This is a genomic window from Actinotalea ferrariae CF5-4, from assembly GCF_000603945.1.
In the GTDB taxonomy this organism is placed as follows: domain Bacteria; phylum Actinomycetota; class Actinomycetes; order Actinomycetales; family Cellulomonadaceae; genus Actinotalea; species Actinotalea ferrariae.
In genome coordinates this window covers 1-12,855 of the sequence record NZ_AXCW01000123.1, presented here as the reverse complement: position 1 = coordinate 12,855, position 12,855 = coordinate 1, and the positions used below count along the sequence as shown (strand labels likewise).

Sequence of the window (12,855 nt, the reverse complement as noted above, 5' to 3'; positions counted from 1 at the left end):
CGGCCCCCGCCCCCGCCCCGGCTCCGTCCACCGGCGCCCGCGACGTGGAGGTCCGCCTGCTGGCGCTCGCCAACGAGGCGCGTCGGGCCGCCGGGGTCCCGCCGCTGCAGGGGCACGACGGTCTCGCGTCCGTCGCCCGGCGCTGGTCGGAGCTGCTGGCGGGCGAGGGTCGCCGGCTCGCGCACAACCCCGACTACGCGACGCAGGTCCCGGGCGGCTGGAGCGCCGTCGGCGAGAACGTCGCGTGGATCGACGACGGCGGGCGGCTGTCCCCGGGCGAGGTGGCGGACCGCATGCACCAGGGCTGGATGGACTCCTCGGGGCACCGCGAGAACATCCTGCGGCCCGGCTACACGCACCTGGGCGTGGGCGTCGGGCACCACCCGGAGCACGGCTGGTACCTCACCCAGAACTTCGCGACCTACTGACCTCGGCGTCCGCTGCCCGGTGGCGGGGACGCCTGGACCGCCGTCTCAGTCGCGCGGCGGGAACGGCGGCGACAGGAAGGCGACGAGCGTGACGTCGTCGTCCCCGTGGTTCGAGGCGCGCAGCTCCTCGTCACCGGTCAGCACGGCGACACCCCCGGCGCCGACCTCCACCGGCCCGTCCTCGCCGTCGAGCGTGACGACGCCCTCGACCACGAGGAGGTCCAGGTCCGAGGACCCGTGGCGGTGGGGCGGGAGATCCTGGCCGGGCGCGAGGCGGATGACGCGCAGGCTCGACGTCGGGGTCTCGACGAGGGACTGGGCGACGAAACGCTCGGCGGTGACGGCGGGGACGTCGGACAGGTGGACGAGGCGCATGGCCCCAGTCTGGGCGGCTGGGGCCCGCACGCGACCCGGACCTACGACCCGACCTCCAGCGCCGTGGCGTACCGCGGGGGGTGCGGGTGGACCGCGTCCCGGCCCTGGAAGGACAGGATCGTGCGGTTCTGCACGTGCCCGTCGCGGATCTCGACGGCCCGGCGGATCGTCTCGTCGGCCTCCCAGGACCACGGGCCGCGCATCACCACCCGCAGGAAGGGCAGCAGCGCCTCGCTGATCTCCCACGTCGCGGAGTTCCACAGGTACGACGGGCTGTGGTCGACCGCGTAGTACAGGACGTGGTCCCCGACCAGGAACGTCGGGTGCGCGAACGACGTCGGCCGTGCCCACTCGAACCCCATGCCGGTGTCGCAGGAGACGTCGACGACGACGCTCCCCGGGGCGAAGAGCTCCAGGTCGGCGGTCCGCAGGTACATGTGCGGGTGCTCCGGGTCCTGGAGCGTGCAGTTGACGACGACGTCGTGCTGGGCCAGGAACGTGGCCAGCGGCATCCGCCCGTGGTCGCCGACGACGTCGCTGAGGTGCGTCGCCGGGTCCTCGTCCTCGATGTGGACGAGCCGCGCGGCGTGGATGGGGGCGTTGACCGCGGCCACGGCGCGGTGGGTGAGCACCACGACGTCCGTGACGCCCTGCCCGAGCAGCGCCGTGACGGCTCCGCGCGCCGTGGCGCCGAACCCGATGACGACGGCGGTGAGCCGGCGTCCGTAGTGCCCGGTGCACCCCGCCAGCTGCAGGGCGTGCAGGACGGAGGCGTAGCCGGCGATCTCGTTGTTGGCGTGGAAGACGTGCAGCGAGAAGCGGTCGCCCGCCCAGTGGTTCATCGCCTCGAACGCGATGAGGGTCAGCCGGCGGTCGATCGCGACCTGGGTGAGCGCGTGGTCCTGCACGCAGTGCGGCCAGCCCCACAGGACGCCGCCGTCGGGCAGTTCGGCGAGGTCCGCGACCTGCGGCTTGGGCAGCAGCACGACGTCGGAGCCGCCGAGGACGTCGTCGCGCGGCCGGACGGCGCCCACGAGCCCCCTGAGCTGGTCGTCGGACCAGCCGAACCGCTCGCCGTACCCGGCCTCCAGGACCAGGTGGCGGCGCAGGTCCTCGTCGACGCGCTCGAGGTGGCGCGGGTGCAGGGGGACGCGGCGCTCGTCGGGCTTGCGCGAGCTCCCGACGACGCCGAGCGTGAGGAGGTCGCGGGGGGCGCTCATGGCGACGTCGTCGTCGGTCGGATGGCGGTCATGACCACTCCCCTTCCGGGCAGCGCTGCCCGTCCTTCGACGCTAGACCGGTGTCGGGGGAGCGGGGGCGGGAACGGTGACCCGAGTGACCGACGCCCGCACGGTCCGCGCTGACGCGGACGGAGATGACGGTTCGACGAAGAGGCGCACGGCGGGAATGGACCCGGGGTCGACATGGTTGTCGCAGGTACCCCCTGGGGGTATCGAGAGAAGCGGACGATGAGCACGCACGAGCACCACGGGACGGCGGCCGCGAAGGACCACGCCCCGGCGAGCACCCACGAGCACCACGAGGCGGCGGCCGCGCAGGCCCACGCCGGCCACGGGAACGCGGGTCACGGCGGCCACGTCGCGCAGTTCCGGGACCGCTTCTGGCTCAGCCTCGTGCTGGCCGTCCCCGTGGTCCTGTTCAGCGAGATGTTCGCCGACCTGCTCGGCTACATGCCGCCGTCGTTCCCCGCGTCGGCGTGGATCTCACCGGTGCTCGGCACGGTCGTCTACCTGCACGGCGGCCGCCCGTTCCTGACCGGCGCGGTCACCGAGGCGCGGTCCCGCCGGCCGGGGATGATGCTGCTCGTCGCGCTCGCGATCACCGTCGCGTTCGTCGCGTCGTGGGCGACGACCCTCGGGTTCACGGACTCCCTCGACTTCTGGTGGGAGCTCGCGCTCCTCGTCGTGATCATGCTCCTCGGGCACTGGCTCGAGATGCGCGCGCTCGGCGCGGCGTCCGGTGCGCTCGACGCGCTCGCGGCCCTGCTGCCGGACCTCGCCGAGAAGGTCACCGACGACGGCACGGTCGAGGTCCCGCTCGACGCGCTGCGCACGGGCGACGTCGTCCTCGTCCGCGCCGGTGGGCGCGTGCCCGCGGACGGCGTCATCGTCGACGGCAGCGCGCACCTGGACGAGGCGATGATCACCGGGGAGTCCCGTCCGGTGCGCCGCGGCGTCGGCGACCAGGTCGTCGGGGGCACGGTTGCGACCGACTCCACGCTGCGCGTCGAGGTGACCGCGATCGGCGCCGACACCGCCCTCGCCGGCATCCAGCGGCTCGTCGCGGACGCGCAGGCGTCGAGCTCGCGCGCGCAGGCGCTCGCCGACCGGGCCGCGGCCTTCCTGTTCTGGTTCGCGCTGGGCGTCGGTGTCATCACCTTCGTCGTCTGGACTCTGATCGGGGACACCTTCGACGCGGTCGAGCGGACCGTCACGGTGCTGGTCATCGCCTGCCCCCACGCCCTCGGACTGGCCATCCCGCTCGTCATCGCCATCTCCACGGAGCGGGCCGCCCGCGCCGGCATCCTGGTCAAGGACCGCCTCGCGCTGGAGCGCATGCGCACCGTCGACACCGTGCTCTTCGACAAGACCGGCACGCTGACCACCGGCCGCGTGACGCTGGTCGGGCACGCCGCGACCGGCGGCACGACCGACGACGAGCTGCTGGCCCTGGCCGCGGCGGTCGAGGCGGACAGCGAGCACCCGGTCGCGCGGGCCGTCGTCGCCGCGCACACGGGCGCGCGTCCCGGTGTGAGCGACTTCCGGACACTGCCGGGCCGGGGCGTGCAGGCCGTCGTCGGCGGCCGCACGGTGCACGTCGGCGGACCGGCCCTGCTGGCGGAGCTCGACGCGGCGGTGCCGGAGGACCTCGCGGGGCCGACGGCGCGCTGGACCGAGCAGGCGGCGAGCGTGCTGCACGTCGTCGTCGACGGCCGGGTGGTCGGGGCGCTGGCCGTCGCGGACGCGATCCGCCCAGAGTCGAAGGCCGCCGTCGACGCCCTCCACCGGCGCGGGGTCCGCGTCGCGATGGTGACCGGCGACGCCCGGCACGTCGCGGAGGCGGTCGGCGCGCAGCTGGGCATCGACGAGGTGTTCGCCGAGGTCCTGCCGACCGACAAGGACGCGAAGGTCGCCGAGCTCCAGGCGCGCGGGCACACGGTCGCGATGGCCGGCGACGGCGTCAACGACGCGCCCGCCCTGACCCGAGCCGACGTCGGCATCGCGGTGGGCGCCGGGACGGACGTTGCGATCGAGTCCGCGGGCGTGGTGCTCGCCTCGGACGACCCGCGCGGGGTCGTGTCCGTCATCGCCCTGTCGACGGCGTCCTACCGGAAGATGTGGCAGAACCTCGTCTGGGCGACCGGGTACAACCTCGTCGCCGTGCCGCTGGCGGCGGGCGTGCTGGCGTGGGCCGGGATCGTGCTCTCGCCGGCGGTCGGGGCGATCCTCATGTCCGTCTCGACCATCGTGGTCGCGCTCAACGCCCAGCTGCTGCGGCGGCTGGACCTGGACCCGGCGCGGGTCACGGCGGACTGACGCGGCATCCCGATCCGACCCCCTCGACCCACCCGGCGAGGGGGTCGGTCGCTGCCCGGGAGTGGCTCCGGCGTGCGGGCCTAGCGGTCGCAGACGTCGTCGTCGGCCGGGACGAAGAGGTAGTCCATCCCGGGGGAGGAGAGGACGAGCGCCTCCTTGTCGATCGGCGAGACCCGCAGCTCCTGGCCCTCCTGCTCGGCCCACTCCGCCTCGCCGTCGGCGAGCCGCCACAGCGTGCCGGCGAACGGGCCGACGACGACGCCCCGGCACTCCGGGCGCGGCCGCCACACGTAGCGGGCTCCTGCGTCGGGGACGCCCGCGGCGCCGTCCTCGAGGAGCGCGGCCTCCTGCAGGCCGGCGTCGGGGTCCAGGTGGATCTGCTCATCGGAGGCCGTCGCGCCCGGGGCGGAGAGGTCGACGTCGACGACGGTGCGCTCCTCCGGGACGCCGGACGGCGGGTCGCTGCTGCTCAGCTGAACCCTGAACGGGCCCTCGGGGAGCACGTCGCGCTGCACGGCCACGACGAACGCGTGCGGGTTCGCGTCCCCGGTGCACGCCGTGCCCGGGCCGGAACCCGGGACGACGATCTCGCCGTGCAGCGTCGTGCCCGTGACGGCGACGTCGTCCAGCCGCACCGGGCAGGAGCTGCCGTACACCGCCCCGAGCCAGACGACGACCTCGGTCTGCCAGTCCACCTGCGGCGGCTCGCCGCCCAGGCCGGACCGCGCCCACAGCGCGGCGAGCTGCTCGTCGGTCGTGGCGACCCCGGTCCGGTAGGCCTCGCCGGCCCCCTGCTCGTGCCCGAGCAGCCGCCAGCCGTCGCCCTCCGTGGGCTGGGGGCCCTCCGGCACGAAGGCCGCGGTGTCGACGACGTCGACGCAGAGCGGCTCGCCGGCGTACTGCCGGAGCGCGTCCTCGGCCTCCGCGGTCATCGGGACGCCGGAGAGCGCCAGCCGGCCGCGCGGGACGTCCAGGGCGAGGCCGCCGGTCGGCGTCGCGCCGGCCTCGGCGAGCACCGGCATTACCCGGTCCATGAGCGACTCGAGCTCGGCCAGCGAGTACGGCACCTCGACGACGACGACGCCCTCCCCGGGGAAGTCCGCGGCCAACTCCTCCTGCAGCGCGGCGACGTCGACGTCGTCGCCGTGGACCCCGACGGTGACCCAGCCGTTGCGCTCCCGGTCGAGCCAGAGCTGCTCGAAGCCGTCCTGCCGCACCGCCCAGGTGTGGACGGCCTCGACGAGCTCGGTGGCGTTCCCGTACTGCGGCTCGTCGCGGTACAGCGCGGGGTCCGCGGCGATGGTGGTCATGTCGGCGCAGGACGGGAAGCCGGCGTACCCGTCGGTCGTCGCGCCCGGGGCGCCGGGCGTCGTCGGGCCGGCGCAGGCCGCGAGGACGACGGCGACCGAGGCCGCTGCGGCCCCCAGCGCGGGGTGCCTCGGGCGGGTGAGCGTCATGGTGGTGCCCCTCTCGTCGACGCCTTCGTCACTCCGCGGGCCAGGCCTCGGGGACCTGCCCGTCGACGGTAGCGGGCACGACGCCGTGCTCGGGGGTGATCGTGCGCCAGGCGCCGGTGTCCTCGTCGCGGTGGAGGAAGACGATGAGCGTGCCGGGGGCGTCCAGGGGGTCACCCTCCGGGTAGACCTCCCCGCCGGTGCAGGTGATCGGCGTGGAGGCGACCTCGATCTCGTCCCCGACGCGCACGTCCGTGCCCTTCAGCACCTCGGCGACCGTGACGGCGTGGACACGGGCGTCCGCCCCGAAGAGCTGGACGGTGCCGACCGCGGGTGCAGGGTCCTCCGTGCGCACCGCCGCGGCGGCGTCGTCGAGCGCGTCCGCAGGCGTGTCGAACCCGACCCAGCTCACGCAGGTCTCCGCCTGCTCCCCGACCACCGCACACCCGGCGGCGGGGAGGGCCAGCGCGAACAGGGCCGCTGACGGCCGGACAGCGCGTCGGTGACTCATGTCGGCCATCACCTCCCCCTCATGAGGTCTGTGTCCTGAGGCCGCTCGGTCCTTCACCGCGGGGTCTCGGGGCGGCGCACGACGTCAGGCGGTGAGCCGTCGCTCGGTCGTCCCCTGCCACCCACAGGCCCCGGTTCTGCCGATCGCGTCCGGTGAGAGCAGGTCACACGGTTCGGGCCGGCTCGCCTGCGTGCGCGGCGGACGTCCTCCGTCGGGCGTCAGGGGCCGGCCTGGCCCTGAGCGAGGACGGCGAAGACGACCGTCGCGGCGATCAGCCCGAGCTTGAGCGGGGACTCGTCCAGCAGAGCTTGCGTGACGCTGGTGCGGTCCGGATCCCGCCGCCGCACGGACCGGAGTGCCGCGGCGACGACGGCCACCGCACAGACGATGGCCTGCACGGAGAAGGGCGAAGCCTGCACGTCGTGATGACCCCCCGACTCCCTGCGGGAGCTCATCAGCGACCCCACGCACGACTACCGAACCAGCCGCCCCGTATGACGAACGCCCGGACCCACGATCACGTGGGCCCGGGCGTCCTCGATGTGCTGCGACATCACATGGCGGGGTGTTGACACAACCACCTGACCTGCGGCGCAAGGAGGTAGTTGATCACCGCGTCACATGAGAGTGGTCGTGGTGCTCACATCCCAACCCTCTGAACTGCGACAACGTCGCCGGGTGGTGGCCCACAGACGAGGCGCGCTCAGAGAGGCCGCCGCTCCCGGGGCGTCAGGTTGACAGTCGCTCCTCGACGAGGGCGGATGCTTGGTCGTCGATCTCGATGCGCGCCCAGTCCCGCATGCAGAGCAGCGCCACTGCGTCGATGGCCTCGTTCGTGGTGAACCGTCCTGGCTTCCACGCCTTGAGGTGGTCGAGCACTTCGGTCACCGTTGCGGGCCTGCCTTGCTCGCGCTCGAGGTCGCCCGCGAGGTAGTGAACGGTGGCAGCCACCTCGGCGGAGCGGGTGTCCATGCGCGCCATGAGGTCGACCGTCCGCTCAACCGCGGCGCGGTAGGGCTCCATGTAGTCGCGGGCCTCGACGACAGCGTCACCGTAGGTCGGTCCAACCCTGACCTCCAGCATGCGGCCCAGCGATCGCTCGACCGCAAGGCCGTTGTTCTGGAGCTGAGCGATCCGGCGCTTCAAGTCGGCCGCGAAGGGGCCGTACGACGCCCGCTTGAAGTCCAGCCCGGTGGGGATGCCGGCCTGGGTCGCGAAGTACGCGAGCTTCTGGAACGCGACGCGGCCAACCGGCCAGTGGTAGGGCTGCCTTTGAAGGCGATCGAGCACTGCCACGACGGCTACCCACTCGGCTGGCACCCGCCGGTCCGGCTGACGCTCGTCGTGGAAGAGCACGTCCTGCGCGGCGTGGCCGGACTCGACCCTCACGCCAGATGGCGCGTACAACTCGACCGGCACGTCCAGCCGCGCAAGATGCCGTACCAGCGTGGGTCTCACCACGTCCCACTCGAGCTGCCCATTCCCGCACCCGAGCGGTGGTACCGCCAAGGAGGTGATCCCCCACTCCTTGTAGTGGGCCTCCAGGTGCTCCAAGCCAGCAACGATGTCCGAGAGCCTGCTGACCGCTCTCCAGTGCCCCTTGGTGGGGAAGTTCAGGATTAGACGGTTGCCGGCTTCGAAAACGTACGGGCGGCCAAGTTGGACCTCGTGACGCTCGCACCGTCGCCGGTAGTCCTCGTACATCTCGGGGTACGCCTTCTTGAAGGCGAGGGCAATGCCCTTGCCCATCACGCCGACCGTGTTGACGGTGTTGACGAGCGTCTGCATCCGGGAGCGCAACAGGTCCCCGGAGACGATCGTCACGTTGCTGGCGTCAGCCGAAGTAGACACGCGAGTTCACCTCCACGCTCCAGTGTCCGACCAGCCGCTGACACGCCTCCACACCTCCAGTCTTCCAGGTGTAGCAGCCCAGGATGAGACCTGGGGGGACGGTGTCGGGCACCAGGACCTCTGCCTGGCGCTGGCGCTTGCGCTCCTGCTTCACCCACGGGTCCGGGTGGTCCCACCACTCCGCGAAGACGCGGTCTTCGTCGAGGTTCGACAGCCCGCCGGGCGACGGGTAGAAGGCGGTGCCGTTGTTGGCCGCGTTCCCGTCGGTCACGACGACTCCGGGCAGGTCGAGCACCGCCGCGCTGACTCGCACCACAGCGAGGTCGTCCGAACGTCGCGAGTACATCATGGCGTTGCGTGCGTCGAAGTACAGGTTCACGTACTCGTGCAGGGCGCGCCCCTGCGGAACCATGCGCGCGTCCCGCCGCACCTGGACGTCCTCGAGCGCGACGGACCTGTGGGGAAGTTCTGCCGCGCGGACGTGGCTGAGGATGCCGTGTTCCGCGATGGACGGCAGGTTCTCGAACGGCGCCATGTAGTGCAGTTCGATGACACGCGATCGCTCCATGACGCCTCCCTTCGCCCTGTCCGTCTCCCCGGCCCAGTGCCGTGCGTCGAGAAGCCTCGCGCGGGTTCCCGCTGAAAGCAATGCGTGTTGTTGATAAGGGCCCTTATCACCGACACGCCACACGGACGCGTGGGCCGGGTTTGCGACACTGGCGTCACGGGGACGTCGGACGAGGTAGAGCAACCGTCGCATTCGGCCACCCTTGCCGGCGTGCGGTCGCGGCGGCGCTCGCGTGGGTTGGTCGCGGCGGCGCCCGCGTGGGTTGGCAGGCGGCGGTGGACCTGCACCGCCGTCGCGCTCGGGTCGTCAGGACCAAGAGCGCCCGCAGACCTCCGTCGTGCGAACGAGGATCTGTCCAGGTCGAGCGCGTCGCTCACTGACGACCACCGCCATGGAAGGCTGAGGCATGGCCAAGCCGCGATGGCGAGACGAGAAGGGGATCCGCTGGCTGCCGGAAGCCAGCCGGATGGCGCTCCCTGAAGCTGAGCGGGCCGAGTACAACGCGGCCCTCGCGCGAGAGGTGCGCAAGCGGAAGCGGGCCAGGCTGAGCGCGAAGACGCCAAGCGCCACCTCAACATCCGTGCGCACCGTCAGTGGTGGACTGCCGACGCTCGGCAGCGGGCGCCGCTGAGCCAGCCGAAGCAGTGCAAGGACGCGCTTCGGCACCGGGGAGCGCGGCCGCCAGCGCGCCCGTCGAGGCCACCGTCGACGCGGTTTGGGCGGGCACGTTGGCGTCGAGCGCAACGCCGAGTGCTCGGGCTGGTCAGCGCGGTGTGTAGGTTCCGTCCAGCCAGCGCAGGAAGATCTCCGTGCGGCCGACGTACGTGGCGACGGTGTTCGGGGTCTTGCCGGCGGCGACCAGCTCGCGCCCCCACCGGGCTAGTTCGTTGCGAAGCTCATCGAGAGTCCAGGACTGCTCCATGATGCCGACCGTAGCCGCAGGGCCAACAGGCGTCTCCGCGTTCGACGTCTTCAAGCCTGGTTGCGGGCGGCCAGCTCGCGCCGCAGTCCGCGCATCAGCGCGGTCGACTCGAGCCACACGGTCGGCTCGATGTCGGCGATGCTGCGACCGGTGAGCTCCCAGACGAGTCTCTCCGCCGCGACCTCACCGGAGGCGTCCGCGAGGGCCACGGCCCAGAAGGAGTTCAGTACCGCGGCGGTGTAGAGCTCCTCGGCGCGCCTGGTCAAGAACGTGACGATGCTCTGCAGGTGCGGGGTGGGCACCTCGGCGATCCGGAGGACCACCGCCTCGGCCGTCACCCAGCACTCCGCCTGGTCAAGGACCCGGAGGTCCAGGACGCCGGGTGTCACCGGTGCCCAGTCCGGCGTCGTGGCCGGGTCACGGTCGCTGCTGCTCATGTGCCCGACGGTGCCGGGCGCAGTCCGACGACAGTGGCCGTGGTGGGACCAGCCCCTGACGAGCGTCTTCTCCGCCAGTTGGTGCGGGGACCGTACGCCAAGGGCCGGGCGTCTACAGCGAACGGCTGGCGCTGAGCTCCCCGGCGGCGGGCAGGCCGACGAGGTCGGCGAGGGTCTCCTCGGCGAAGCCGAGGCTGTCGATGAACTCGATGATGGTGTGACCGTCCACGGTGCGCTCCTCGCTCGTGCGACGGGTCGGTCCCGCCTGCCCGGCGCATGGTGAGATCCGGGCGGAGCGCGGCAGTCCCCCGCACGGCACAGGGCTCGCACACCGCTCACCGCCTGCAGTAGCGAGCAGCTGGCTCAGCGGTCCGGCGCGCTTGCCGGGCGACGCACGGCGGTTGCAGCGGAGTGCGCCACCTGGGGGGTCGGCCGTCAGGTTGCGTCGCAGGGGACGACGACGACGCCCAGGCGCTTCCACTCCCGCAGTCGCCGGGGCATGACTGCCTCGACGAGGGTCGTCAGCCGGTCACCGGTCAGCAGTGATCGGTCCGCCGCGTGAGGGCACAGCATGCCCGCGCCTCCCGTGTCACCTCCCAAGGTCCCGTGCGCGGGGTGGTCGCAGCGCAGGAGGGGGTGCACTCCGGTGCGGACCGGGACGCACAGCTTCAGGGCGAAGCCGCAGCGGCTGCACTCCAGTCGGGTCTTGACGAGGTTCGGTTGTCCGGGCATGGCTTCCTCCGATGGTGTCCGTGGTGGGTGCCGGCGCAGGTGGCGCGGCTGGAGGGGCGTGCCCGGCGCGTCCCCCTGCGAGGCGCCGGGCACGTGGTCACTGCTTGACGAACACGCCGCAGCCGTTCTCGAAGTCCTGGCCCTCCTGGAGCGTCACCGTCGGGAACCCGCCCTGGACGATGTCGTTCTGGATGATGTCGTCGCCGTTGGTGCCGCTGCGGTAGATGCCCCAGTAGCAGGTGCTGGTCACCGCCTCCGCGGTGCGGTAGGTGCCGGGCTGGATGTCGACGCCCACCGTCCAGGTGCCGATCTCCACCCGGCCGGCCGCGACCGCCTCCTCCGTCTGCGTCACGGCGGCCTCGCGCTCGTCCAGAGCCGTACTGCGCTCACCCAGCTCGGCCTCCCGATCGTCCAGCTCGGCGGCCCGGGCGTCGATCGTCGTCTGCTGCGCGGAGAGCTCGTCCTGGGCCCGCTGCCCCGCGTCCTGGGCTTCCTCGAGCTGCTGCGCGAGGGTGTCCCGCTCGTCGGCGACGACGTCCAAGTCCTCACTGGTCACCTCGTCACCGCCGGCGCCGCCGATAGCGACGCCGAGGACCAGCGCCCCCGCGGTCGCTGCGGGCCACACCCAGCGTCGCCGCTGGGGACCTGGGGTGGGCGCGGGGGCCCTGGGGGGCCGGGGAAGCGTGTCCTGACTGCTCATCGTGTGCTCCTTCGTCCGATGGGGTGGTGGCCCTACCGTCGACCTTCGCCGCGTGCATGGAAATGGCTGCATGCGATAAGGCCCCTTATCGCAGGGGACGTACCGCCGGGCCCCGCGTGGTCCGTACAGTCAGACCGTCGACGCCGAAGGAGGTGACTCGGGATGAGCAGCACGGTGCAGCTCGCGACGCTCAGCGACATCGCCGAGCTCGCCCGTGTCCGGCGTCCGGTCGTCTCGGTGTGGAGGTCTCGCTTCGCTCGCGGCGACCGGCCCTTCCCCGCTGCGGTGGACCGCCGCGGCGGCCGGGAGGTGTTCTCCCTCGACGACGTCGTCACGTGGCTCGAGGGCACCGGCCACGGCAACAACCCCTCGGTGCGGCAGGACGCGGCCGTGGCCGCCGCGCTGGACGTGCTCGATCCTGCGGAGCAGGCCACCGTCACCCATGGACTGGTCGCGCTCCTGGCGCTGAAGAGCCAGCTCGGCATCGCCCTCGGCGGTCTGGACGCCGCGGACCTGCTGGACCTCGCCGACGACGTCGACCCGGACGACCGCTGCCTGTACCGCGAGATCGCGGCCCTAGGCGCCGACGTCGTCCTGTGGGCCGGCCACGCCGACGCGCTCGCGTCCGCGGCCTTCACCCCGGCCCACGCCGTTACCACGCTCGTCGCCCGGCACCGCCGGTTGGGCTTGACGGCGGTGAGCGACCACGCCCTCGCGCCTGCGGCCACCGCGCTGCTCGGGCAGCTCACCGCAGAGCTCGTCCCGACCGACCCGGCAGCGCCGCTGGTCGCGCCCTACGGCGAGGCAGACCTCCTGCTGGCCCTCGCCACGCACCGCGCCGAGCCGGGCACCGTGGCCCTCCCGACGCCCGCCGGCCCCGAGGCGCGGCACGCCAGGAGGGTGCTGCTGGCTGGCGGCTGGGAGATCACCGAGGCCGTGGTCGACGACGGCGCCGTCCAGCCGCCCCCGGGCGCCGCCGTCCTGGTGTCGCTCCCGTCCGCCACCCGGCCGCAGATGACCGACGCAGACGTCGTCGCCGCGCTCCTGCAGACCGAGGCAGACCTGCCCCCGGACGGGCGTGCCCTGGTCGTGGGACCGGCGTCCGCCCTGTGCGGGGGCCTGCCCGGCCGGCTCCAGGCCGACCGGGCGACCGTCCTGCGGTCCGGCCGGGTACGGGGCATCGTCCGACTGCCGGCCGGGCTCTGGCCCAGCCGGGTGCGGCAGAAGATGGGCCTGTGGCTCCTCGGCCCGGGTGCCGCGGACGTCCGCGACCCCGACCACCGCACCGCGCTCGCCGACCTCAGCCCTGATCCACCGGTC

General features: G+C 73.0%; 14 protein-coding genes and 1 pseudogene. 4 read left to right on the top strand and 11 right to left on the bottom strand.

Going from position 1 to position 12,855, the window contains the following annotated elements; all coding sequences use genetic code 11:
* A partial coding sequence (locus N866_RS11690; protein ID WP_155855325.1) for a CAP domain-containing protein occupies positions 1–428 on the top strand: 428 nt, incomplete at its 5' end.
* Positions 429–473: 45 nt separating this feature from the next.
* Here N866_RS11690 and N866_RS11685 read toward each other — a convergent pair.
* Together N866_RS11685 and N866_RS11680 are read right to left on the bottom strand one after the other, a co-directional pair.
* Positions 474–803 (bottom strand): cupin domain-containing protein, encoded by a 330-nt coding sequence (locus N866_RS11685; protein WP_034226514.1) that lies wholly within the window; start codon positions 801–803, stop codon positions 474–476.
* 41 nt (positions 804–844) lie between these two features.
* Positions 845–2,023 carry a N(5)-(carboxyethyl)ornithine synthase gene (locus N866_RS11680; RefSeq protein ID WP_034226512.1) on the bottom strand — a complete coding sequence of 393 codons (1,179 nt, stop codon included), beginning with the start codon at positions 2,021–2,023 and terminating at the stop codon, positions 845–847.
* Positions 2,024–2,272: 249 nt separating this feature from the next.
* Here N866_RS11680 and N866_RS11675 point away from each other — a divergent pair, with 249 nt between their 5' ends.
* Complete coding sequence (locus N866_RS11675; RefSeq protein WP_052022961.1) at positions 2,273–4,360, top strand: copper-translocating P-type ATPase; 2,088 nt, start codon at positions 2,273–2,275, stop codon at positions 4,358–4,360.
* 80 nt (positions 4,361–4,440) lie between these two features.
* Here the strand turns inward: N866_RS11675 and N866_RS11670 are convergent, their stop codons facing one another.
* The 5 genes from N866_RS11670 to N866_RS11650 form a co-directional block, all read right to left on the bottom strand.
* On the bottom strand, positions 4,441–5,817 hold the full coding sequence (locus tag N866_RS11670) for a hypothetical protein (RefSeq protein WP_034226510.1): 1,377 nt from the start codon (positions 5,815–5,817) through the stop codon (positions 4,441–4,443).
* Positions 5,818–5,845: 28 nt separating this feature from the next.
* Positions 5,846–6,325 carry a hypothetical protein gene (locus N866_RS19935; RefSeq protein WP_155855324.1) on the bottom strand — a complete coding sequence of 160 codons (480 nt, stop codon included), beginning with the start codon at positions 6,323–6,325 and terminating at the stop codon, positions 5,846–5,848.
* Between the two features lie 218 nt (positions 6,326–6,543).
* Positions 6,544–6,744: a hypothetical protein gene (locus N866_RS11660; protein ID WP_034226509.1), complete on the bottom strand. Its 201-nt coding sequence runs from the start codon at positions 6,742–6,744 to the stop codon at positions 6,544–6,546.
* Between the two features lie 310 nt (positions 6,745–7,054).
* Positions 7,055–8,149 carry a type II toxin-antitoxin system antitoxin DNA ADP-ribosyl glycohydrolase DarG gene (gene darG, locus N866_RS11655; RefSeq protein WP_052022959.1) on the bottom strand — a complete coding sequence of 365 codons (1,095 nt, stop codon included), beginning with the start codon at positions 8,147–8,149 and terminating at the stop codon, positions 7,055–7,057.
* 10 nt (positions 8,150–8,159) lie between these two features.
* Positions 8,160–8,744 carry a DUF4433 domain-containing protein gene (locus N866_RS11650; protein WP_052022958.1) on the bottom strand — a complete coding sequence of 195 codons (585 nt, stop codon included), beginning with the start codon at positions 8,742–8,744 and terminating at the stop codon, positions 8,160–8,162.
* 406 nt (positions 8,745–9,150) lie between these two features.
* Here N866_RS11650 and N866_RS20955 point away from each other — a divergent pair, with 406 nt between their 5' ends.
* Positions 9,151–9,375 carry a hypothetical protein gene (locus tag N866_RS20955; RefSeq protein ID WP_155855323.1) on the top strand — a complete coding sequence of 75 codons (225 nt, stop codon included), beginning with the start codon at positions 9,151–9,153 and terminating at the stop codon, positions 9,373–9,375.
* Positions 9,376–9,507: 132 nt separating this feature from the next.
* On the opposite strand, the gene N866_RS20950 is transcribed toward N866_RS20955, so the two are convergent.
* The 4 genes from N866_RS20950 to N866_RS11635 form a co-directional block, all read right to left on the bottom strand.
* Positions 9,508–9,666 (bottom strand): hypothetical protein, encoded by a 159-nt coding sequence (locus tag N866_RS20950; protein WP_155855322.1) that lies wholly within the window; start codon positions 9,664–9,666, stop codon positions 9,508–9,510.
* Between the two features lie 50 nt (positions 9,667–9,716).
* Positions 9,717–10,103: a hypothetical protein gene (locus N866_RS11645; protein ID WP_034226508.1), complete on the bottom strand. Its 387-nt coding sequence runs from the start codon at positions 10,101–10,103 to the stop codon at positions 9,717–9,719.
* A 435-nt stretch (positions 10,104–10,538) separates the two neighbouring features.
* Complete coding sequence (locus N866_RS11640; RefSeq protein WP_034226506.1) at positions 10,539–10,835, bottom strand: hypothetical protein; 297 nt, start codon at positions 10,833–10,835, stop codon at positions 10,539–10,541.
* Positions 10,836–10,932: 97 nt separating this feature from the next.
* Entirely contained in the window at positions 10,933–11,535 is a 603-nt protein-coding gene (locus tag N866_RS11635; RefSeq protein ID WP_155855321.1) for an Rv1352/Rv1906c domain-containing protein, read from the bottom strand.
* Positions 11,536–11,697: 162 nt separating this feature from the next.
* On the opposite strand from N866_RS11635, the pseudogene N866_RS11630 reads away from it, so the two are divergent.
* A pseudogene (locus N866_RS11630) lies at positions 11,698–12,855 on the top strand (hypothetical protein); the annotation flags it as partial.